Source organism: Pseudodonghicola flavimaris (assembly GCF_030164425.1).
Lineage (GTDB): Bacteria > Pseudomonadota > Alphaproteobacteria > Rhodobacterales > Rhodobacteraceae > Pseudodonghicola > Pseudodonghicola flavimaris.
The window spans coordinates 68088-89960 of record NZ_JASNJD010000024.1 but is presented as its reverse complement, the minus strand read 5'-3'; the positions used below and the strand labels follow the sequence as shown (position 1 = coordinate 89960).

At 63.6% G+C, this 21873-nt stretch carries 18 protein-coding genes and 1 pseudogene; 11 read left to right on the top strand and 8 right to left on the bottom strand.

Annotated features, from left to right (window positions below; all coding sequences use genetic code 11):
• Window positions 1–119: 119 nt before the first annotated feature.
• A pseudogene (locus QO033_RS22155) lies at window positions 120–284 on the top strand (methylamine utilization protein MauG); the annotation flags it as partial.
• A 137-nt stretch (window positions 285–421) separates the two neighbouring features.
• On the opposite strand, the gene QO033_RS22150 reads toward QO033_RS22155, so the two are convergent.
• Window positions 422–2674, bottom strand: a complete 2253-nt coding sequence (locus tag QO033_RS22150) for a P-loop NTPase (RefSeq protein ID WP_284483081.1) — start codon at window positions 2672–2674, stop codon at window positions 422–424.
• A gap of 157 nt (window positions 2675–2831) precedes the next feature.
• Between QO033_RS22150 and QO033_RS22145 the strand changes: the two genes are divergently transcribed.
• Entirely contained in the window at window positions 2832–2975 is a 144-nt protein-coding gene (locus QO033_RS22145) for a hypothetical protein (RefSeq protein WP_284483080.1), read from the top strand.
• Window positions 2976–3445: 470 nt separating this feature from the next.
• Here QO033_RS22145 and QO033_RS22140 read toward each other — a convergent pair whose 3' ends face one another.
• Entirely contained in the window at window positions 3446–4162 is a 717-nt protein-coding gene (locus QO033_RS22140) for a winged helix-turn-helix transcriptional regulator (protein ID WP_284483079.1), read from the bottom strand.
• A 143-nt stretch (window positions 4163–4305) separates the two neighbouring features.
• Between QO033_RS22140 and QO033_RS22135 the strand changes: the two genes are divergently transcribed.
• A complete protein-coding gene (locus QO033_RS22135) occupies window positions 4306–5109 on the top strand; it encodes a class I SAM-dependent methyltransferase (RefSeq protein ID WP_284483078.1) in 804 nt (267 codons plus the stop codon).
• Window positions 5110–5209: 100 nt separating this feature from the next.
• Here the strand turns inward: QO033_RS22135 and QO033_RS22130 are convergent, their stop codons facing one another.
• From QO033_RS22130 to miaA, 6 genes are all read right to left on the bottom strand, one after another.
• Window positions 5210–7294, bottom strand: coding sequence for a dipeptide ABC transporter ATP-binding protein (locus QO033_RS22130; RefSeq protein WP_284483077.1), 2085 nt, complete (start codon window positions 7292–7294; stop codon window positions 5210–5212).
• Window positions 7295–7389: 95 nt separating this feature from the next.
• Window positions 7390–8604 carry an ABC transporter permease gene (locus QO033_RS22125; RefSeq protein WP_284483076.1) on the bottom strand — a complete coding sequence of 405 codons (1215 nt, stop codon included), beginning with the start codon at window positions 8602–8604 and terminating at the stop codon, window positions 7390–7392.
• Window positions 8605–8619: 15 nt separating this feature from the next.
• Entirely contained in the window at window positions 8620–9672 is a 1053-nt protein-coding gene (locus tag QO033_RS22120; protein ID WP_284483075.1) for an ABC transporter permease, read from the bottom strand.
• Between the two features lie 146 nt (window positions 9673–9818).
• The gene (locus tag QO033_RS22115; RefSeq protein WP_284483074.1) at window positions 9819–11483 is read right to left on the bottom strand and encodes an ABC transporter substrate-binding protein; all 1665 of its coding nucleotides are present in this window, start codon (window positions 11481–11483) and stop codon (window positions 9819–9821) included.
• A 216-nt stretch (window positions 11484–11699) separates the two neighbouring features.
• Window positions 11700–12509 carry a helix-turn-helix transcriptional regulator gene (locus QO033_RS22110; protein ID WP_284483073.1) on the bottom strand — a complete coding sequence of 270 codons (810 nt, stop codon included), beginning with the start codon at window positions 12507–12509 and terminating at the stop codon, window positions 11700–11702.
• A 90-nt stretch (window positions 12510–12599) separates the two neighbouring features.
• Window positions 12600–13481, bottom strand: a complete 882-nt coding sequence (gene miaA, locus QO033_RS22105; protein WP_284483072.1) for a tRNA (adenosine(37)-N6)-dimethylallyltransferase MiaA — start codon at window positions 13479–13481, stop codon at window positions 12600–12602.
• Window positions 13482–13604: 123 nt separating this feature from the next.
• Between miaA and pyrH the strand changes: the two genes are divergently transcribed.
• The 8 genes from pyrH to bamA all read left to right on the top strand — a co-directional run bounded on the left by pyrH (window position 13605) and on the right by bamA (window position 21867).
• A complete protein-coding gene (pyrH, locus tag QO033_RS22100; RefSeq protein WP_284483071.1) occupies window positions 13605–14351 on the top strand; it encodes a UMP kinase in 747 nt (248 codons plus the stop codon).
• 51 nt (window positions 14352–14402) lie between these two features.
• The gene (frr, locus tag QO033_RS22095; RefSeq protein WP_284483070.1) at window positions 14403–14966 is read left to right on the top strand and encodes a ribosome recycling factor; all 564 of its coding nucleotides are present in this window, start codon (window positions 14403–14405) and stop codon (window positions 14964–14966) included.
• Between the two features lie 8 nt (window positions 14967–14974).
• A complete protein-coding gene (locus QO033_RS22090; RefSeq protein ID WP_284483069.1) occupies window positions 14975–15724 on the top strand; it encodes an isoprenyl transferase in 750 nt (249 codons plus the stop codon).
• On the top strand, window positions 15721–16524 hold the full coding sequence (locus QO033_RS22085) for a phosphatidate cytidylyltransferase (RefSeq protein ID WP_284483068.1): 804 nt from the start codon (window positions 15721–15723) through the stop codon (window positions 16522–16524). The genes QO033_RS22090 and QO033_RS22085 overlap by 4 nt, the downstream gene beginning before the upstream one ends.
• Before the next feature lie 13 nt (window positions 16525–16537).
• Window positions 16538–17710, top strand: coding sequence for a 1-deoxy-D-xylulose-5-phosphate reductoisomerase (dxr, locus tag QO033_RS22080; protein WP_284483067.1), 1173 nt, complete (start codon window positions 16538–16540; stop codon window positions 17708–17710).
• 4 nt (window positions 17711–17714) lie between these two features.
• A complete protein-coding gene (gene rseP, locus QO033_RS22075; protein WP_284483066.1) occupies window positions 17715–19070 on the top strand; it encodes an RIP metalloprotease RseP in 1356 nt (451 codons plus the stop codon).
• A gap of 139 nt (window positions 19071–19209) precedes the next feature.
• Entirely contained in the window at window positions 19210–19338 is a 129-nt protein-coding gene (locus QO033_RS22070) for a hypothetical protein (protein WP_284483065.1), read from the top strand.
• Between the two features lie 213 nt (window positions 19339–19551).
• Window positions 19552–21867, top strand: coding sequence for an outer membrane protein assembly factor BamA (bamA, locus tag QO033_RS22065; RefSeq protein ID WP_284483064.1), 2316 nt, complete (start codon window positions 19552–19554; stop codon window positions 21865–21867).
• Window positions 21868–21873 lie beyond the last annotated feature (6 nt).

Here is a 21873-nt window from a genome sequence, read left to right as displayed (position 1 = left end):
TCAAGACCACCCTCGAGGCCATCGCCGCCGGCCATCCGCAAGGCCGCATCGACGAACTTCTCCCGTGGAACTTCAAGCCGTCAAGCTGAACCTGAGGTGGGATGCAGCCGCCGCTTACGATCAACCCGGAAACCGGAGAGCCCTTCGGCCCGCCGGAGGTGGACGGCACCCTGTCGATGGAGGAACTGACGACAGGCCCCGCACTCGACGACAAACGCATCGACGCGCTGGTGGCGTTTTTGAAGACGCTGACGGACGCGCGGTATGAGGATTTGCTGGAGTAGGGCGAAGGTAAGGGGGAGTTTGATGGTTACGTTCCGGCCCGAAGCTGCCATTGAGCGCGCTCTTCAATGCCGCACTGCAGCCTTACAGAAGCGGACATCCGAGCTAATCATCGGCATTTCAAAACCGCGAACCGCCGCTACAGTGTGTCCGGCAAGGCGTCGGCCAAATCTTTGAAGTTTTGCTCCATCAAAGCGTTGATCAAGGCTTCCCTTTGCAGAGTTGTCAGCAGCTTGCTTGGATTTCTCTCCTCAATTCGAAGCCAACGGAGGTAAACCCCTTCCATGTGCGTTTTCAGAGAAGCCGGTGCCTCGCCTTTGTTGCTTACTCCAGCCTGGCACATCCGTGCGACCTCCAGCCAAAATTGATAGTGGACACTTCTAATGGTTCGTAAGTTCTTGTCATCGTAGTCGCCATCAGGAACCGTAACGTGTGCTCCATCCAACCCCACGAAACCACTACACGCCCAGCTTGAGAGATTACAAAGCAGTTCTAAGCGATCCCGTGAAAACCTCTCTGACAGCGGGAAGTTTGCACGAGCACAGTTGTCTGCCAGATTTTCAAATGCTGTGATCGGATAGTAGCGCCAAGCATTGGGGCCGGACTTAGGTGTCCCGCGAAGCCTCACACGCAGTGTCTCTATGCTTACACTTTCCATGTCTTCTGGAGCCGCAGATTTCCTTGCCTCATCGCACAAGTCAAACCAAGTAAGCTCTTCTCCATCCAGCGATACGCGGGTCTTTGCAGGCAGTCCGCGCAAGGTGTTTGCGTGATACACTATAGATTTGGGGGATTTGTCCTTTTCAAAGGAGGCCTCGATCAGAGCCACGGAATCGTCAATAAGCTTGATCCTCTTGGGATCATCGCCGTTGTAGTGTTTCGACAACTGAGCCAGACCCCTTGATAGGTATCTGAAGTAATCAGGTTTGGCTTCATTGCCCTCGCCCGCGAACAGTTGAGTAAGTGTATACCTCACAACGTCTTCAACAGCCTTTGGGCTCTCGTGGGAAATCTTATGGGCCCGATCATAGCCAATCAGATACACCATATTTGACGCCAATGCTGACAACTGCGGAGGATTGGCGGACATCTGTTTATGCGGCCCGACTTCGGCAAATGTTGCGTAGTGAACCCACTTCGATGCGCGGAATGTTCCCTGCGGTCGGGACTTGTTCGCCGATGTGCCGAAAACCTCCCGAAAGAGGAGCTTTGCAATCCTAGGATGACGAAACTCATAGCTTCCCATTCCGACCTGGGCCACCTCCCCAAGCATCCGACCAAAAAACTTGGCGACTTCAAACTCGCTGTTGCCCTTCGAAATCCCAAGCACCTGAGTGTGATGTTCGACGTGCGCAGTGAGTTCACCGCGCTTTGGTAAACGCCCGTTTGCAATCCGATCATTGATATCAAACAACCAGACCGCGCTTGCCATTGTGTGGAACTCATAGCTATCGGGTTCATATGCATCTACTAGCCGTCGATAGCGTAAATACAACGCTTCGCCCCTCGTTGCCGCGATCATTGCTGGTAGGAGGCCGTATCCAGACGCGCGTTTGATCTCTTCCGAAAAGAGAGTTTCTAAGCTCACGTCTGGGTCGTCGGCTGCATCGAACTTCTTGATCAATGCCACGTATTTCTTAGCATCTTCAGGTGATGTCCTGGCCACCGAGATTGCGTTCACTTCGGCCTGGAGCCTCTTCTCCACCCAGCTTCGATCTTTTTCTCGACATCCCACAAGAACCTGAACTTCCTTAGTCTCAGAAGCGTTCAATTCTCGACACCAAGCTGGAAAGCTAGGCTTGCCGTATTGTCTATCGGCCACCACCAGGGCCCTTTGGGTCGGTGGAGGTGGGGTATCAGGCAGTCTTCCGTCGCGACTCCAATAGGCAGTAATGTCCTGTCTCTTGCGGGTGAGATATTCGAGGAACTGCAGCAGTAAAGATGTTACACCTTCCCCAATTGGAGCATTCAATACTGTGATAGACTCACCAGCTTCAATGGATGTCAGCAATTTCTCGACTTGATCCAATTGTGGAACCATTCCCTCGCGGACGACATGAAATGATGGTTGAGCCCCACGCAGGTAGTTCCTGATAGTCGCATCGCGGTCCGGCGACGCAGCCGGTTTGAAGTCACTCTTGGCTACTTCCAGCGCCCACCACGGGTTCCAGGTCTCAGGATCCTTTACCGCATCAAGCCTCGGATCGTGCAACAACTCAAGCTCGACGATGATCTGATCTTTGTAGGACTGAGAAATAGGTTGTTTCGCGTTTATCCATCTGGATACCTGCGCCTTGTCAGTATTGAGGCGCTCGGCAAGCCATGCGGACGTGGTGGTCATCTCTCCGATTCGGAGACGCATCAACTCGGCAAACGCACGAAGTTCACTCACTGTGCAACTCCCCGTCAACTATTTTGCAATGCTCTGCAACTTGTCGCAAATCCTGCTCTTCTCACGCAACCTCGTCCTAACTCCAATAAGAAGCACGTCAGGCAATTCCTTGTCTAGACCTGCCGCTTTGGTGGGGTCGTAGATCAAGGAGAAAGACATGAACCTCATCATGATTTCACATGCGGTGATTTGCATCGCCTACGCAGGGGCATTCGTTGGCCTGGACAAGCAGACAGTCTCTGCGGTTGTGGCACTGGCTTACGCCGTCATTGTGTGGAACGACTGGTTCCGCAGGCACTAGGGTCAAGACCCATTAATCTGCAGTGCTCAGTTCGGCAGATTAATGGGTCCTGACCCTAGGTCGAACTCGAAGGGTGCGTCTGAAGCGCTAGCAACCGTGTGTATATGCAGGTCGATTTTTTTCACAACCGATTGTTACATGCCCGCAGCTTCAAATAGTACCGTTGAACTGTCTATGACTTGAAGTTCCAATGTCCGCTTAGGTTCTTTCCCCGAACAAGGTTCGCTGTGCAGCGAAGGTCAGCAATCCGCCCGAAACGGCATTGCCGCCCTCACTCCCCCGTAATCCTGCCTATCGGTCGCATCCTCGCCATGTCTCATGGCTCAGGTGGCATTTCACCTGATGGCCCTCGGCCAGCAGCCGCGGCGGCGGCCTCTTACGGCGGCATCTCCCGCCCGGCGCCTGCGATTTCCGGCGGCGTTCGTCGATGTGGCGGACTGCGTGGAGGTTGGGGTGGCCTGTCGGAAGCCTCAGACAGGTTTCACCCTTTCGGCCGGGGGTCGTTTCCGGGTCTCTGCGTGACGGCTCCGCCCCAGCCATCGGAACGGGTCCTCGGTGAAGGCCCGGGGCCCGTCGAGCTGGATTTTCCGCTCCCGCAGCGCGTCGGAAAATGGGCGCCACCCCATCCAGATTTCGGCGAAGGCGACCAGCTCGCATTCGATCCAGACATCGACGTCGCCACCGGGATCGGTATGGCAGATATCGATGTCCGGCCCCGCATAGGACAGCCAATGGAGCTTGTGCCCTTCGGGGGCGTCGACGAAATGGAGACGGACGAGGAAATTGGCCGGCATGTTGGGGAGCCGCGATACCGACTTGCGCAGGTTCCACAGCAGAAATCCGTAGTCGACATCGCCGATCGCGAGGTCGGGCTCAATCCATTCCTGGCCCCAGTCTCCCAGCGCTTGGATGACCGGCAAAAGCGCTTGCCCGGCAGTGGTCAGCTGATAGCCGGCCCGCCGCCCCGGTCCGGGAAGATTTCGGCGCAAAAGACCGGCTTGCTCCAACTCGGCGAGCCGGGCGGACAGCAGCGTCCGGGACATCAGCGGAACACCGTTGCGTATCTCGTTGAAGCCGAGAGCTCCATCGAGCAGCTCCCGGATGATCAGCACGGTCCAGCGCTTGCACAGCAGGTCGGCGGACATCGCGACCGGGCAGAACTGTCCGTAAGATTTCCTGTCACGCATCTTCTTGCCTCCAGAACCAGTGTTCGCCGGATCGGGGGTGGGCTCAAGTCCAGATTTTGGACCTTGAGGTCCAGAACCTGCACTATCGCCGGGGTCTCTCAGGCGGCAACCTCTTGCGGAAACGCGTTGGAAGGAGACCGGCCATGGGGGCCATGGAAGAACTCAGCGGCAAGGAAAATGGCGATCTGTGGGGGCACGCCGCACGGAATTGGGCGGAGGCGCAGGAACAGACCCTGGCGCCGGTCTTCGATGAGGTGCTGCGGCGTACCGTGAAACCATCGACCAGCTATCTGGACCTCGGATGCGGGGCCGGGATGGCCTTGGCGAAGGCCCGGGCGCTCGGTGCGGCGGTTGCCGGCCTGGATGCGTCGGCGGCCCTGCTGGACATCGCCCGCGAGCGCGTGCCATCGGCCGAGTTGTATCTCGGTGATCTCGAAGCCTTGCCCTTCGCGGATGCCAGCTTCGATGTCGTGACCGGGTTCAATTCCTTTCAATACGCGGCCAATCCGGTGCGGGCACTGGAAGAAGCGGCGCGGGTCGCCCGACCCGGAGCCACGATCGTGATCGTGACCTGGGGAGAGCCTGAGGGCATGGATGCGGCCCAGGTCGTCAGCGCGATGAAGTTGGTCCTGCCGCCGCCGCCGCAGGGCGCGCCGGGCCCCTTCGCTCTTTCGGCATCGGAGAGGCTGCAAGCCTTTGCCGAGGCGGGAGGTCTGGAGCCTTACGAGATACTGGACATCGAAAGCCCGTGGATTTACCCGGACAGGGAAACCGCGCTCCGGGGCCTGTCATCGTCGGGAGTCGCGGCCCGCGCCATCCGGTACTCCGGCCAGGAGGCCGTCGATGCGGCCCATGCGGCGGCCATTGCACCGTTCCGCCAGCCCGACGGCAGCTATCGTATCGGTGCGAGATTCAAGGCGATGTGCGCCTGCCCGGCCAGTTCCTGACGCGTTCTGTTCAGGCCCCGCCGAGCTTGCATTGCCCGGCTATGCAGCCCTTCGGCGCGGCCGAGGCGCAAGGCCGCGGAGGGCTGGCCGGGGTTGCCCCTCACTCCGCCGCGATCTTGATCACCGGTTCCATCTCCGCCAGCGTCTGATCGCTCAGGTGGCATTTGACCTGATGGCCCTCGGCCAGCATCCGCACCGGTGGCACCTCGCGTTCGCAAAGCCCGTCCGGCACCTGCGATTTCCATCGGCAGCGGGTCTGGAACGGGCAGCCGGGGGGCGGGTTCATGGCAGAGGGGATGTCGCCCTCCAGCACCACATGGGTCTTCTCGATCGAGGTGTCGGCGATCGGCACCGCCGACAGCAGCGCCTCGGTATAGGGGTGATAGGGCGGGCTGAACACCTGATCGGTACTGCCCAGTTCCACCACATGGCCCAGATACATCACCATCACCCGGTCGCTCAGATACCGCACGATGGAGAGATCGTGCGAGATGAACAGCAGCGTGGTCTTGTGTTCGCGCTGGATCTCCATCAGCAGGTCGGTGACCGCCGCCTGCACCGAGACGTCGAGCGCCGAGACCGGCTCATCCGCCACCACGATACGGGCGTCGCCGGCAAAGGCGCGGGCGATGCCGACCCGCTGCTTCTGCCCGCCTGACAGCTGCCGTGGCATCCGGTCGGCAAAGGCGCGCGGCAGCTTGACCAGGTCCAGAAGCTCCAGCATGCGCTGGCGCCGCGCCGCCTCGGTGTCGCCGACGCCGAAGATCTCCAGCGCCCGCATGATCTGCCGGCCCACGGTCATTGATGGGTTCAGCGTGTCGAAGGGGTTCTGGAACACCATCTGCACCTCGCCCACGGTGCGGGCATCGCGGGCCTCGATCGGCACCTGTTCGATATTGCGCCCGTCCAGCAGGATCTGGCCCGCGGTGGCGGTCTCCAGCCCCATCAGCACCTTGGCGAAGGTCGACTTGCCGCAGCCGCTCTCGCCGACGATGGCGAGCGTTTCGCTCTCCCGCGCCTCGAAGCTCAGTTCCTCATTGGCCTTGACCACCTTGTGGGCCTTGCCGCCGAAGAGCGCATTGGCCGCGACTTCGTAGTATTTCTTCAGCTTGTCCATCTTCAGGACCACCGGGCCGATCTCGGCCTTGGCCTTCTGCTCGACCGCTGCCATCGGCGCATTCCAATCGATCTCGGCGAATTTCAGGCAGCGGGTGGAATGCCGCTCGTTGCCGGGCACCTCCTGCATGACGATGGGCCGGGCATCGCAGCGGCCGGCTTCGAAATAGTCGCAGCGCGGGCCGAAGTTGCAGCCGGGCGGGCGTTCGTGCGGCAGCGGGAAGTTGCCGGGGATCGCCTTCAGCGGCCGGCTGGTCTTGTCGGCGCCGGGCAGGGGGATCGAGCGGAACAGCGCCTGGGTATAGGGGTGCTGCATGCTGTCGAAGACATCGGCGATGCTGCCGCGCTCCACCGCCTCGCCGGAATACATCACGCAGAGCCGGTCGCAGGTCTCCAGCACCAGCCCCAGATTGTGGCTGATGAACAGCATCGACGTGCCGTATTTCTTGCCCAGGTCCTTCACCAGTTCCACCACCGCCGCCTCGACCGTCACATCGAGCGCGGTGGTCGGCTCGTCGAGGATCAGCAGCGATGGCTCCGACATCAGCGCCATGGCGATGACGATGCGCTGCTGCTGCCCGCCCGACAGCTGGTGCGGATAGGAATTCAGGATCCGCTTGGGGTCGGGCAGCTTCACGTCGGTGACCAGCTGCAGCGCCCGGGCATGGGCTTCGGCCTCCGACAGGCCCTGATGGATCATCGGAACTTCCATCAGCTGGCGGCCGATTTTCATCGCCGGATTGAGGCTGGCCATCGGCTCCTGATAGATCATCGCGATCTCATGGCCCCGCAGCGCCCGCAGCTCCGCCTCCGACATGTCGGCCATGTCGCGGCCCTTGAACCGGACCGATCCACCGGTGATGCGGCCGTTCTTGCCCAGATCGCGCATCACCCCCAGCGCCACGGTGGATTTGCCGCAGCCGCTCTCGCCGACCAGCCCCACCGCCTCGCCAGGTTGCACCGAGACGGAGAAATCCATCACCGCCGGAATTTCCCTCAGACGGGTGAAGAAGGAGATCGACAGCTTGTCGATTTCCAGAATGGGCCCGTCATACGCCGGTTTCGCCATCTCGTTCTCCCTTCCGGGCGCCGCGCGCCCCTGCTTGGGGTCTTTTTCTGGCCCCAAATATCCCGGGGGTCCGGGGGCTGGCCCCCGGTCCGCCCTCAGTCCTTCAGGCTTTCCTCGCGCAGCCCGTCCGCCAGCAGGTTCAGGCCCAGCACCAGGCTCAGCAGCGACAGCGCCGGCGCCAGGGCAGGGTGCAGATAGATCGACAGAAGCTTGCGGCCCTCGTTGATGGTCGATCCCCAGTCGGGGCTTTCGGGCGGCAGGCCAAGCCCGAAGAAGCCGAGCGTCCCCAGAAGGATGGTGGTATAGCCGATGCGCAGGCAGAAATCGACAATCAGCGGGCCGCGGGCGTTGGGCAGGATCTCCCACAGCATGATGTACCAGGGCCCCTCGCCGCGGGTCTGGGCGGCGGCGACGTAATCGCGCGTCTTGATGTCCATCGCCAGCCCCCGCACGATGCGGAACACGGTCGGCGAATTGACGAAGACGACCGAGACGAAGACCACAAGGATCCCGCCCGGGATATCGAACAGATCGAGCGTCTTCGGCAGTCCGGGGATCCGGGTCGAGGGGGTGTCGATCAGCAGGCCGTTCTCGGAGATCAGCGACAGGTAGATCCAGAAGGCCAGCCCCAGCACACCGACCAGCAGCGGTAGGCGCAGCCGCGGCCGGGTGTGGTAACGCGAGTTCAGCAGCACCGCCAGGAAGATGATCGGAAAGATGAAGAGCACCGCTGCCATGTAATTGGGCACGCCGGTGTTGACGATCTCGGGCGTCACCAGCAGGTAGAACAGCAGGATCACCGGGAAGGCCAGGATCAGGTTGGCCAGGAAGGACAGCAGCGTGTCAAGCTTGCCGCCGTAATAGCCCGCCGGCAGCCCCAGGGTGATCCCCACCATGAAGGCGAAGAGGGTGGCGACAGGGGCGATCTTGATCACTTCCCAGGCGCCCTTGACCATGCGGCTGAACACGTCGCGGGCCAGGTTGTCGCCGCCCAGAAGATACCAGCCGTAGTCCTCCGGCCCGGCGCCCCTGAGCGGCGTGCCCGGCACCTTGTTCTTCATGCCCGAGATCTGGGCCAGCGGGTCATGGGTGACGATCAGATCCATCTGGGCGAAGATGCCGGTGAAGACCCAGAACATCACCAGCGCGAAGCCGATCATGCCGATCGGGCTGTCGAACAGCTTGCCATAAAGCCCCATGCGCCGCTTGAAGACGACGGAGAAGGCGAAGACCAGCGCCAGCGCGATCCAGACCGGGGTGAACTGATACAGCACCCGGATCAGGATTTCGAAGGTATTGAGAGGTTCCATTGGCCTGTGTCTCCCTCAGGAAATCCGGATACGGGGGTTGAGGTAGACATAGCCGATATCGGAGATCAGCTGGGTGACCAGCACCACCACCACTGAGACGACGGAGACCGCCAGCAGCAGCTCGATATCGTTGTTGCCCGCCGCCTGCACCAGCGTCCAGCCGAAGCCCTTGTAGTTGAACAGGGTCTCGACGATCACCACGCCGTTCAGCAGCCAGGGGAACTGCAGCATGATGACGGTGAAGGGCGCGATCAGCGCGTTTCTCAGTGCGTGTTTCAGGACGATATTGTGAAAGGCCACCCCCTTCAGCCGGGCGGTGCGGATATATTGGGCGGTCATCACCTCGGTCATGCTGGCCCGTGTCATCCGCGCGATATAGCCCATGCCGTAAAGCGCGATGGTCAGCACCGGCAGAAAGAAGTTCTCGAAACTGGCGTCCTTCATGGCGCTGGTGGCGGTGCCCTTGAACCACTTCAGTCCGACGGTGGAGGAGGTGAAGACCGCGATGAAGATGACGCCCGAGACATATTCCGGCGTCGCCGTGGTGACGATGGAGAAGGTCGACAGCCCGCGATCCAGCCAGGAGCCCTCGCGCATCCCGGCCAGAACGCCGACGATCAGCGCCGAGGGCACCATCAGTACCAGCACCCAGAACATCAGTTTGCCGGTCAACCCCAGCCGGGTGCCGATGATGGTTGAGACGTCTTCCTTGAAGACGGTGGAGCGGCCCCAGTCGCCCTGCAGGATGCCGCAGAAGCGGGGGGCGGTGGCGGCCGTTTCGGCACTGACGGCACCGTCGAGGCAGCGGCCGGTGATCCCGTCCTCGGTCTCGCGGGTCCATCCCGGCGCCGCCCCCAGCCATTCGCCGTAGCGCAGCAGCATCGGCCCGCCATAGCCGTTGCGGTCCAGCCAGCTGGCGACCGCCTCGTCCGACATGCGGAAGTTGCCCTGGGTTTTGGCGAGCTTCTCGAGGTTGGGATAGAGGTTCGTCAGAAAGAACACGATGAACGTCAGGCATAGCGCCGTCAGGATCATCACGCCCGCGCGACGTAAGATGAAAAGTCCCATGGGGCCCCCTGTTGGTCAGGCTTCGTCATGATCCGGGAGGGCCGGATCCTGTCGTGGCGGACGCGCAGCGCGCCGCGGGGTCGTGACGTGATGCAAGGCTGCGTCGGCCGCCCCGGTCTCCGGGACGGCCGCGGGCTGGGACGGGCCTATTCGGCCCAGGCCCATTTGTACTGGTGGTGATCGTAGGAAATATGCGCCTCGGTGCCGACGAGGCCGGGCCGCATGTGGCGATAGAGCGACCGCCAGTAGGGCTGGATCGTCACGCCTTCCTCCTGGATCAGCGCCTCGCCCTTGGCGGCGATTTCGCGGCGCTTGTCGGCGTCGGCGATGGCCAGCGCCTCTTCCAGCAGGGCGTCGAATTCCGGGTTGGACCAGCCGAATTCATTCCAGGCCTCGCCCGAACGATAGGCCAGCGCCCAGATCTGCACACCCAGCGGCCGGTGGTTCCAGTTGGTCGAGCTGAACGGGTATTTGGTCCAGTCGTTCCAGAAGGTCGAGCCCGGCAGCACGGTGCGTTTCACCTTGAAGCCGGCGTCGCGCAGCTGGGCCGCCACCGCGTCGGTGGTGTTCTTGCGCCAGTCGTCGTCGATGGAGAACAGCTCGTGTTCGTAGTCCATCATGCCGGCCTCTTCCATCAGCGCGACGGCGCCTTCGGGATCGGCTTTCAGCGGCGGCAGCTCGGCATATTCCGGGTGCATCGGGCCCATGTGGTGGTTTTCCGCGATCTGGCCGCGGTTGCCATAGCCCAGTTCCAGCAGCACCGCGTTGTCCACCGCCATTGCCAGCGCCTTGCGCACGCGCTTGTCTGCATAGGGGGTCTTGCCGTCGATTTCGGCCAGCTGGTTGGGGCGGATCACCAGGGTGGCACCGGTCACCACCTCGGATTGCACCAGGCCGATGTCGTTCATGATGTCGATGAATTCGCCCACCGATTCATGCAGCATGTCGACTTCCTCGGATTCGATCGCCGCCAGCCAGGCCGAGGGATCGGTGCCGAAATCGATATATTCGATGGTGTCTAGATAGGGGCCGCCATAGACCTCGGTGCCCCACCAGGGCAGCTCGTCGGTGACCCGTTCCAGCGTCGCGGCGACGCCGACCTCGACATGGGTCAGCTTGTAGGGGCCGGTGCCGATCAGTTCGGTGGGCTTGGCCGGATCGTAGCTCGCATGCACGATGGCGGCGGGGTAATCGGCGAAGCCGGGGATGATCGAGATATCGGGGCTCGCGGTCTTCAGCACCACGGTCATCGGGTCGACCACGGTGATCGCGCCGTCGCGGGCGACGCCGGTGTCGGGATCGACCAGAGAGCCGACGCGCGCCGCCATGGAGTTGCCCTCGACCGCCTTTTCGCACCAGCGCGCGATGTTGCGGGCGACATCCTCGGCGGTGAAGGGATCGCCGTTGTGCCACTTGATGCCCGGGCGCACCTTCAGGGTGTATTCGGTGGCGTCGTCATTGACCGACCAGCTTTCCAGCAGCATCGGCCGGAACGAACCGTCGTTCTCGTATTCCACCAGATATTCGCAGGTGCCGCTGATCTGGGCCGCCATTTCGGACCAGTCCATGGTGCGGGTGTCCTTCAGCGCCTTGACCTGCAGCTGCACCCGCAGCGTGCCCCCCATCTTCGGGGTGCCTTCCAGCGTCTGCGCCTGGGCCTGGGTTTCGCCGATCAGCCCGTAGGCCGCGGCGGCACTGACCCCTAGCGCGGTGGACCGGGCCAGGAATTCACGCCGGCTCAGCTTGCCCTGTCGATATTCTTCGGCATGCATCCGCGCCGCGGCATGGATGGGGGCATTTTCGGTTTTCATGGATGGCTCCCTGTGATGCGAGTGGTTCGGTGAGCTGCCGGCGGGAGATCCCGCCGGGACCTTAGGCCGCCCTCAGCAGTTTTCTTTTATGCAGAGTATGGTTCCCCATGGGGGTATTCGGCCAAAGAATTCCCTGTGCGTCAACAGGGGCATTTCGCATTCCTTGGTAGAAAAACGACGCCGAATAGTCAAAACACGACCGCGACCACCGGCGGGTTATTTTGTGTCGGGCCGGGCGGCACGGCGCAGCGCGGTCGGGGTGTGTCCGGTGTGCTGCTGGATGAAGCGGGTGAAATAGGCCGCGCTGCCAAAGCCCAGATGGCGGGCGATGTCCTGAACCGGCGTATCGGTCGCGGTCAGCAGGCGGCGCGCCGCATAGAGAATGCGCTCGGTCAGCAGGGCGGCGGCGGTGCGGCCGGTCTCGCTGCGACAAACCCGGGTCAGATGGGTGGGGGTGACGCCCATTTCCTGGGCGATATCCGCCATGCCGGCGCCCGAGCCGTAACTGTCGACCAGCCGCGCGCAATAGGCCTGAACCAGCCGGTGAGCGGCGCTGGGGCGCGCCTCGGACAGATCGTCGATGTGGCGGCGCAGCCAGATCGCGATCAGCTCGCCATAGGCGCGCATCGCAGAATGCCGCAGCGGCCGGCCGCCGGACTGTTCGCGCCCCAGCGCGTCGATCAGCCCGGTCAGCTCGCTTTGCGAGGCGACATCGCGGATGCGCAGGTGTTGTACGCTGCGCGGCAGCGTCAGGCCGCTGGCGGGCGGGATCACCAGCGCCTGACCAAAGCCGTTGCGCATCATTTCCAGCGCCATCAGGTGACGGGCGGGGATGAACAGCGCGTTATGGGTGCCGACACCGCGGCGGCTGCCGTCCAGCAGCGCCACGCCCTGTCCCCGGGTGATCCAGATCAGCAGATGTTCGGCCCGGTCGTGCGCCAGCTCAAGCTGCCAGCCGCCGCCCTGGGTGAGCTGCGCAAGGGTGACCAGCCTGAGGTCCGTCGTCTCGCTGGGATCGAAAGGCATCTGTTCGAAATAGATAGGCTTCTGGCGATTACGATCCTGAATTTACAGCATAGTGGCGCGAATCCGACAAGCCGGCGTCCCGGGTGCGCGTTATTCCGCCGGGTCAACCCGGTGCCATTGCCGCATTCGGCGCCGGAACCAGGTGCGCTGACGCTTGGCGAATTGCCGGGTGGCGATGGTGGCGTCGCGGCGCGCCTGCTCCAGATCGATCTCTCCGCGCAGGTGGCGCATCAGCTCGGGCACACCGATCGCTTTGCACGAGGGGAGCGCCGGGTCGTAGCGGTCGCGCATGGCGGCGACCTCTTTCAGCGCCCCCTGCGCCAGCATCTGATCGAAGCGTCGCGCGATCCGGTCGTTCAGCCAGTCCTTGTCGGTCTCCAGCACCAGCGGCAGGCAACGGTCGAGCGGCAGCAGCGGCGGCGGCGTCTCCGCCTGCCAGGCGGCCAGAGGCCGGCCGGTGGCGCGCTGCACTTCCCAGGCGCGCTGAACCCGGGCCCGGTTCCGCCGGTCGAGGCCGGCGGCAGTGACGGGATCGAGATCGGCGAGCAGCCGGTCGAGCGCGATGCGGTCGGCCTCGGCCCTCACCTCTGGTGGGGTCGCGGGGATCTCGGCCAGCCCCTCGGTCAGTGCCAGGAAATAGAGCCCGGTACCGCCGACGATGATCGGCCGCTCCGGACCTGCCAGCAGCGGCGCCACATCGCGCAGCCAGTGGCCGGCGGAATAGGGCGCGTCATAGGGCAGGTGACCATAGAGCCGGTGCGGCACCTCGGCCTCCTCCGCGACGCTGGGGCGGGCCGAGATCACCCGCCAGCAGTCATAGACCTGGCTGGCGTCGGCATTGACGATCACGCCGCCCCGGGTGCGGGTGATCTCCAGCGCCAGGGCGGATTTGCCGCTGGCGGTGGGACCGGCGATCAGAACCGGTGTTTTCTCGGGGATTTCCGGCAGCTGTGCCAATTCGCTCTTCCGCATTGCGCGCGCCGTCTTCTCCGAATGCACAAATTCGCGCCGATCCCGGCGCTTGTTGCATTGAACCCGGCGGCGATTTCCGACATTTTGGCGCGAAAATAACCCCGTGCCAGAGCGGAGCGCAACATGACCTCTTCCGAAACAGCTGAAACCCAGACCTCGCCGGTGAAATACAGTCGCGTCATGCTCAAGATATCGGGGGAGGCGCTGATGGGCGATCAGGGCTTCGGCCTGCATCCTCCCACCGTCGAGCGGATCGCCCGCGAGGTGAAGGCGGTGCACGATCTGGGGGTGGAGATCTGCATGGTGATCGGCGGCGGCAACATCTTCCGCGGCCTCTCCGGCAGCGCCCAGGGGATGGAGCGGACCACCGCCGATTACATGGGGATGCTGGCCACCGTGATGAACGCGCTGGCGATGCAGTCAGCGCTGGAAGGTCTGGGGGTCTTCACCCGGGTGATCAGCGCTATCCGCATGGACGAGGTGGCAGAGCCCTATATCCGCCGCCGCGCCGTGCGCCACCTGGAGAAGAAACGGGTCTGCATCTTCGCCGCCGGCACCGGCAACCCCTATTTCACCACCGACACCGCCGGCGCCCTGCGCGCCAACGAGATGGCCTGCGAGGCGATCTTCAAGGGCACCAAGGTGGATGGCGTCTACGACAAGGATCCGCATAAGTTCGCCGATGCCAAGCGCTATGACACCGTCAGTTATGACGAGGCGCTGGCCAAGCGTCTGGGGGTGATGGATGCCGCCGCCATCGCGCTGGCGCGCGACAACAACCTGCCGATCATCGTCTTCTCGCTGGACGAGCCGGGCGGTTTCCGCGGTATCCTCGCCGGCGAGGGCACCTATACAAAGGTGCATGCCTAGGGCTATAGACCGCGCGAACGACAATCCGAACCCGGGGGAGTGGACAGAACCATGTCCGAAGATTTCGAACTCGATACCGATGACCTGAAACGCCGCATGGACGGGGCCATGTCGAACCTGCGCACCGAATTCGCCTCGCTGCGGACCGGGCGCGCCTCCGGCTCCATGCTGGAGCCGGTGATGGTCGAAGCCTATGGCCAGATGACCCCGATCAACCAGATCGGCACCGTCAACGTGCCCGAGCCGCGGATGGTCACCATCAACGTCTGGGACAAGTCGATGGTGAACAAGGTCGAAAAGGCGATCCGCGAAAGCGGGCTGGGGATCAACCCGCAGTTGAACGGCACCATCATCATGTTGCCGATCCCGGAGCTGAACGAGGAACGCCGCCGCGAGCTGACCAAGGTCGCGGGCCAATACGCCGAACACGCCCGGGTGGCGATTCGCAACGTGCGCCGCGATGGCATGGATCAGATCAAGAAGGCCAAGGCCGACGGCATGTCCGAGGACGATCAGAAGTTCTGGGAGGCCGAGGTGCAGGATCTGACCGACAAGGCGATCGCCCATGTCGACGAGGCGCTGGAGGCCAAGCAGGCCGAGATCATGCAGGTCTGATCCGGATCATGTCCTCTGGTTCAGATACCGGTTCCGGCAGCGCCGAGGGCGCGGCGCGCGGGCCTCGCCATGTGGCCATCATCATGGATGGCAACGGTCGCTGGGCGCAGGCGCGCGGCCGGCCACGGCTCTTTGGTCATCACGCCGGCGCCCGCCGGGTCCGCGAGGTGGTCGAGGCCTGCCCGAAGCTCGGGATCAAGTATCTGACCATCTTCGCCTTCTCGACCGAGAACTGGAAACGCACCCAGACCGAGGTCGCCGGGCTGATGAGCCTGTTCCGCCGCTATATCGCCAAGGAAATGCAGGCGCTGGCGGCCAAGAACGTCCGCGTCCGTTTCATCGGCGACCGGGTGCGGCTGGATGCCAAGCTGATCGCGCTGATGGACCAGTTGGAACTGGAAACCGCCGGCAACGACGGCACCCATCTGACCATCGCACTGAACTATGGCGGCCGGGACGAGGTGGCCCGCGCCACCAAACGGCTGGCCCAGGATGTCGCCGACGGCCGGCTGAAGCCGGCCGATGTCGACGAGGAAACCCTGCCGAAATACCTCGACACCTGCGTGCTGCCCGATCCCGATCTGGTGATCCGCACCAGTGGCGAGGCGCGGATTTCCAACTTCCTGCTGTGGCAGTCGGCCTATGCGGAATATGAGTTCATCGACACGCTCTGGCCGGATTTCTCCGCCGAGGAGCTGGAAAAACTCTGCACCAGCTATGGTCGACGCGACCGGCGCTTCGGGGCGGTGAAGCTATGAGCGGGCAGGGGGGCGCCGCGGGCCGCTGGGGCGATCTGACCGCCCGGGTGCTCTCCGGCATCGTGCTGGCGGCGGCGGGGCTCGGCGCGGTCTGGGCCGGCGGCTATATCTTCATCACCTTCGTGTCGATTGCCACCGGGCTGATCGTCTGGGAGCTGACCCGGATGATGCCGCCCGACGTCAGGCCGCGGTCGGTGGCGATGGGGCTGCTGGCCGGCGGCGCCGCCTTCCTCGCGATCTACCTCAAGGCGGGTTTCGCGCTGCCGATCCTGCTGGTGCCGGCGATCATCGGCTTTTTCTGGCTGCCGGAACACCGGCGCGTCTTTGTGCCGTTCCTGATCTTCATCCTGATGGCCTCCTTCGGGATGATGTCGGTGCGCAACGAATTCGGCTTTCCCTGGATGGCCTGGCTGGTGCTGGTGGTGGCCGGTACCGATATCGCCGGCTATTTCGCCGGCCGCATCTTCGGCGGGCCGAAGTTCTGGCCCAGGATCAGCCCGAAAAAGACCTGGTCCGGCACGGCCGCTGGCTGGGTCGTCGCCATGGCGGTCGGCTGGCTCTTCATGCCGATCACCGGGGCGGGGGCGTGGCTGATCTGGCTGTCGGCGCTGGCGGCCTTCGCCTCGCAACTGGGCGATATCGCCGAAAGCGCTGTCAAGCGGCGGGCGGGGGTCAAGGATTCCAGCGCGCTGATCCCCGGTCACGGCGGCCTGTTCGACCGTTTCGACGGTATGCTGGGTGCGGCGATCCTGGTTCTGGTGATCATGCAACTGACGGGCTATCCCCCCGGACCGGTATAGAGGGGATGATGCAATGCGGCGGGTGACGATCCTGGGGGCGACGGGCTCCATCGGGCAGAACACCATCGACCTGATCCGGCGCGATCCGGCGGCCTATGACGTCGTGGCGCTGACCGGGGGCGGCAATATCGCGCAGCTGGCGGCGGATGCCCGCGCGCTCGGCGCCGATCTGGCAGTCACGGCCTATGACGACCGGCTGGACGATCTGCGTGCGGCGCTGGCGGGCTCGGGGGTCGAGGCCGCGGCGGGGCCGCAGGCGATCCTCGAGGCGGCGGCGCGTCCGGCCGACTGGGTGATGTCGGCGATCATCGGCGCCGCCGGGCTGGCGCCGGGGCTGACGGCGCTGGAACGGGGCACCACCCTGGCGCTCGCCAACAAGGAATCGCTGGTCTGCGCCGGGGAGCTGGTGCTGGGCACCGCCGCCACCCATGGCGCCCGCATCCTGCCGGTGGACAGCGAACATTCGGCAGTGTTTCAGGCGCTGGTGGGCGAGGAGATCGCCGCCGTGGAACGGGTGGTGATCACCGCCTCGGGCGGCGCGTTCCGCGACTGGCCGCTGGAGCGGCTGCGGACCGCGACAGTGCAGGAAGCCTCGACCCATCCCAACTGGGACATGGGCCAGAGGATCACCATCGACAGCGCCTCGATGTTCAACAAGGCCATGGAAGTTCTTGAAACACGAGAATTCTTTGGTGTTCGTCCGGAGCAGATCGAGGTTCTGGTGCATCCCGAATCCATGGTGCATGCGCTGGTCGGTTTCGTCGATGGTGCGCTGATGGCGCATGTCGGGGCGCCGGATATGCGGCATGCTATCGGCTATGCACTGAACTGGCCGGCCCGCCGGGCGCTGCCGGTGGACCGGCTGGATCTGGCCCGTGTCGGCCAGCTGAGCTTCAGCGCCCCAGACGAGGCGCGCTACCCCGCGCTGCGGCTTGCCCGCGAGGTGATGGCGATGGGCGGGCTGGCCGGTGCGGTCTTCACCGCTGCCAAGGAACGCAGCCTCGACGGGTTCATCGCCGGACGAATCGGATTTCTCGACATGGCGGCGGTGGTCGAGACGGTTCTGAACCGCTTCGCCGGCGCGCCGGGCATGGCGCAGATGAGCATGACCCTTGATAACGTGCTCGGGACAGACCATCTCGCCCGGGAGTGGGCGGATGACGCGATGACCGAGAGAGCAGGATAAGACTTTGAATATTGTTGAACTGGTTCCGCAGTTCGGCGGGGTGATCTACACCGTCGTTGCCTTTGTCGTCGCGCTGTCCGTGATCGTCGCCGTGCATGAATTCGGCCATTACATCGTCGGCCGCTGGAGCGGTATTCACGCCGAGGTCTTCTCGCTCGGATTCGGTCCGGTGCTGTTCAGCCGTGTCGACAAGCGCGGCACCCGCTGGCAGATCGCCGCCTTGCCCTTTGGCGGCTACGTCAAGTTTCTGGGCGATGCCAATGCCGCCTCGGCCGGGGCGGACAGCGAAACCATGGCCGAAATCTATCGCAACAACCCCGACGATCTGCGGCACACGATGCTGGGCGCGCCGCTCTGGGCCCGGGCGGCGACGGTGGCGGCGGGACCGGTGTTCAACTTCGTCCTGTCGATCGCCGTCTTCACCCTGGTGTTCATGGTGCAGGGGGTGCCGCGCGATCCGCTGACGGTGGGCGAACTGCACCCGATGCCGGGGGCGCAGATCGACCTGCAGGCGGGCGATGAGATCCTGGCCATCAACGGCACGCCGTCGCCGGATTACACCGATGGCACCTCTTGGCAGGGCTTCCTGGGCGATCTGCCGGTCGCGCCGACGCTGGACTATCTGGTGCGCCGCGACGGGCAGGAGATCACGGTGGCCGGCCCGCAGCCTTTCCCGGCCTATATCTACCGGGTGGTGCCGCGCAGCGCCGCCAGCGATGCCGGGCTGAAGCCGGGCGATGTCATCACCGCGGTCGAGGGGCAGCCGGTCTATGTCTTCGATCAGCTCAAGCAGGTGGTCGAGGCCTCTGACGGCAAGCCGCTGCTGCTGACGGTCTGGCGCGACGGGGAGGAATCGCAATTCACCATGACGCCGCGCCGGGTCGATGAACCGCAGGCGGATGGCAATTTCGCGACGCAATGGCGGATCGGCATCGCCGGCGGCATGGCGTTCGAGCCGGCAACGGTCACCGCCGGCCCGGTGCAGGCCTTCACCGGCGGCATGATCCAGACCTGGGGCATCATCACCGGCTCGCTGTCGGGGATGTGGCACATGATCACCGGGGCGATCAGCACCTGCAACATCTCCGGCCCCATCGGCATCGCCGAAACCTCCGGGCAGATGGCCAGCCAGGGTGCGCAGAGCTTCATCTCCTTCATCGCCGTGCTGTCCACCGCTGTGGGGCTGCTGAACCTGTTTCCGATCCCGGTCCTGGATGGCGGCCACCTGATGTTCTACGCCTATGAGGCGGTGTTCCGCCGTCCGCCCAGCGACCGGGCGCTGAAGGTGCTGATGAGCGTCGGCCTGGCGCTGGTGCTGTCGATGATGGTCTTCGCGCTCGGCAACGATCTGTTCTGCTAAGGGCAACAAAGCCGGGGCGGCCCGGTCGCGCGCTCTCGCGCCGCGGCAAGGGCGCGCCCCGGTTTTGCCCAAGTGTCGCCATATTCCGCCCCTAGGGTCCCGACGCAGCGAAACTGCGAAGCGTCAAGAGGACCACGAGATGCAAACCCTGCACCATTCCTATCGCGGGCTGAGCCTGGTCATGCAGTTGAACTGGGACCTGCTCCTGTATGTCGGCACCATTCTGGCGGCCCTGACGGCCGGCGGCTGGTTGCTGAGCATGCTGTGATGGCGTCCGCCGCCGGCGTCCCTGCGCCGGCGGCGTGCCCCGCCCAATTGGGCTTTTGACATCGACGGGCAATCCCGATACTCACTTCCTCAACGTCTGCTAAACACTGGGTTAGAGAATATGGGATTGGGGAGCACCGCAGGAGAACCCTGCGCTGACCGTGGTATTGGCTGCACCGTAAACGGCCGTGTGCTGACCGCTTTTGTTCTGTGTATGGCACTGTCTGTGGCGGTCGCCCCGTCTGGCGCCCAGGCGCAGGATTATCGTTTCAACAGCATTCGCGTCGAGGGCAACCAGCGGATCGAAGACGCCACGATCGCGTCCTACACCGGGATTGCGCGCGGCAAGACCATTTCGGCGGGTGAGCTGAACGATGCCTATCAGAAGGTGATGGCCAGCGGCCTGTTCGAATCCGTCGATATCGAACCGCGCGGCGGCACCCTCGTCGTCACCGTCACGGAATACCCGACCATCAATGCCATCAGTTTCGAAGGCAACCGGCGGATCAAGGACGACGCGCTGGAGAAGCTGATCGAATCCACGCCGCGCCAGGTGTTCAACCCGGCCAAGGCGCAGAGCGATGCCGATACCCTTGCCAAGGCCTATTCGCAGCAGGGGCGGGTCGCCGCCACCGTGGTGCCGCGCATCATCCGCCGCAGCGAGAACCGCGTCGATCTGGTGTTCGAAATCTCCGAAGGCGACACCATCGAGGTCGAGCGTGTCAGCTTCGTCGGCAACCGGGTCTATTCCGACCGGCGCCTGCGCCGGGTGATGGAGACCAAGCAGGCCAACTTCCTGCGCACCTTCCTGCGTTCGGACACGCTGATCGAAGACCGGATCGAGTTCGACAAGCAGGTCCTGCGCGACTTCTACCTGTCGCGCGGCTACGTGGATTTCCGCGTCAACAGCTCCAACGTCGAATTCACCCGCGAACGTGACGCCTTCTATCTGGTGATGGATATCACCGAGGGGCAGCAGTTCCGCTTCGGCGAGATCTCGACCTCCAGCGAATATCCCGGGGTCGATGCCGCCGCCTATCAGGACGCGTTGAAGATCAAGCCGGGCGTGGTCTATACACCGACGCTGGTGGAGAACTCGATCACCCGGATGGAACGGCTGGCGATCAAGCAGGGCGTCGATTTCATGCGGATCGAGCCGCGGATCACCCGTAACGACCGCGATCAGACCCTGAATGTGGAATTCGTGCTGACCAAGGGGCCGCGCGTTTTCGTCGAGCGGATCGATATCGAGGGCAATACCACCACCCTGGACCGCGTCGTGCGCCAGCAGTTCCGCACGGCGGAGGGCGACCCGTTCAACCCGCGTGAAATTCGCGCCAGTGCCGAACGTATCCGGGCGCTGGGGTATTTCTCCAATGCCGATGTGAATGCGCGCGAAGGCTCCAGCCCCGAGCAGGTGATCGTCGACGTCAATGTCGAGGAACAGCCGACCGGTTCGTTCAACCTCGGCGGCTCCTATTCGGTCAACAACGGTTTCGGCGTGGCCCTGGGCCTGTCCGAGAACAACTTCCTCGGGCGCGGGCAGCGCCTGTCGTTCACCTTCTCGACGGCGGAGGATGCCGAGGCCTATGTCATCGGCTTCACCGAACCTTTCCTGATGGGGCGGCAGCTGCGGTTCGACCTCGATCTCGGCATGTCGAACACCAATTCGAGCTACAGCACCTATGACACCGAGCGGCTGTTCTTCTCGCCGGCGCTGACCTTCAACCTGTCGGAACAGACCCGCCTGAGCCTGCGGTACTCCTGGCAGGGCAACGAGATGAAGTCGCGCGACACCGCGATCGAAGGGCCGGTGATCGCCTCTGAAATCGCGCGTGGACGCGAAAGTGCCAGCCTCGCCGGCTTCACCTATACCTTCGACAGCCGGCTGAACGGGCTGGACCCGACCGCCGGTTTCCTGCTGGAGTTTGGCACCGATTATGCCGGGCTCGGCGGAGACAGCAACTATCTGCGCACCAAGGCCAAGGCGATTGCGCAGAAGAAGATCCTCAACGAGGAAGTGACCCTGCGGGCGAGCTTCGAGGCCGGAGCGCTGACCTGGCTCGGCGATGACACCAGCCGGACGGTTGATCGCTTCCTGCTGTCGTCCGACATCATGCGCGGGTTTGAGCCCGGAGGTATCGGGCCGCGCGACATGTCGCCGGATACCAGTGGCAATGCCTATGACGATGCGCTCGGCGGTAACTTCTACGCGGTCGCCCGGTTCGAGGCTGATTTCCCGCTCGGCCTGCCGGAAGAGATCGGCCTGCGTGGCGGTGTCTTCCTCGATGTCGGCAACCTCTGGGGGTTGAGCAATGTCGATACCTCGGCGGCGGCCTCGACCTGCGGCACCAGCGGCACGGGCAGCTGTATCGTCGGCGAAGACGGCTCCTGGCGGTCGGTGATCGGCCTGTCGTTCCTGTGGAACACCGGCTTCGGTCCGCTGCGGTTCAACTTCTCCAAGGCCATCGTCAAGGAAGACTACGACAAGGAACAGGCCTTCGACCTGACCCTGCAGGCGAAGTTCTGATCGATC

Coding starts and splice junctions, on each gene's coding strand:
- QO033_RS22070 (WP_284483065.1), top strand. CDS start 19,210: ATGCAAACCCTGCACCATTCCTATCGCGGGCTGAGCCTGGTCATGCAG.
- QO033_RS22125 (WP_284483076.1), bottom strand. CDS start 8,604: ATGGAACCTCTCAATACCTTCGAAATCCTGATCCGGGTGCTGTATCAG.
- QO033_RS22120 (WP_284483075.1), bottom strand. CDS start 9,672: ATGGGACTTTTCATCTTACGTCGCGCGGGCGTGATGATCCTGACGGCG.
- bamA (WP_284483064.1), top strand. CDS start 19,552: ATGGCACTGTCTGTGGCGGTCGCCCCGTCTGGCGCCCAGGCGCAGGAT.
- QO033_RS22090 (WP_284483069.1), top strand. CDS start 14,975: ATGTCCTCTGGTTCAGATACCGGTTCCGGCAGCGCCGAGGGCGCGGCG.
- miaA (WP_284483072.1), bottom strand. CDS start 13,481: ATGCGGAAGAGCGAATTGGCACAGCTGCCGGAAATCCCCGAGAAAACA.
- QO033_RS22140 (WP_284483079.1), bottom strand. CDS start 4,162: ATGCGTGACAGGAAATCTTACGGACAGTTCTGCCCGGTCGCGATGTCC.
- QO033_RS22085 (WP_284483068.1), top strand. CDS start 15,721: ATGAGCGGGCAGGGGGGCGCCGCGGGCCGCTGGGGCGATCTGACCGCC.
- QO033_RS22110 (WP_284483073.1), bottom strand. CDS start 12,509: ATGCCTTTCGATCCCAGCGAGACGACGGACCTCAGGCTGGTCACCCTT.
- dxr (WP_284483067.1), top strand. CDS start 16,538: ATGCGGCGGGTGACGATCCTGGGGGCGACGGGCTCCATCGGGCAGAAC.
- QO033_RS22115 (WP_284483074.1), bottom strand. CDS start 11,483: ATGAAAACCGAAAATGCCCCCATCCATGCCGCGGCGCGGATGCATGCC.
- QO033_RS22145 (WP_284483080.1), top strand. CDS start 2,832: ATGAACCTCATCATGATTTCACATGCGGTGATTTGCATCGCCTACGCA.
- QO033_RS22130 (WP_284483077.1), bottom strand. CDS start 7,294: ATGGCGAAACCGGCGTATGACGGGCCCATTCTGGAAATCGACAAGCTG.
- QO033_RS22135 (WP_284483078.1), top strand. CDS start 4,306: ATGGGGGCCATGGAAGAACTCAGCGGCAAGGAAAATGGCGATCTGTGG.
- frr (WP_284483070.1), top strand. CDS start 14,403: ATGTCCGAAGATTTCGAACTCGATACCGATGACCTGAAACGCCGCATG.
- pyrH (WP_284483071.1), top strand. CDS start 13,605: ATGACCTCTTCCGAAACAGCTGAAACCCAGACCTCGCCGGTGAAATAC.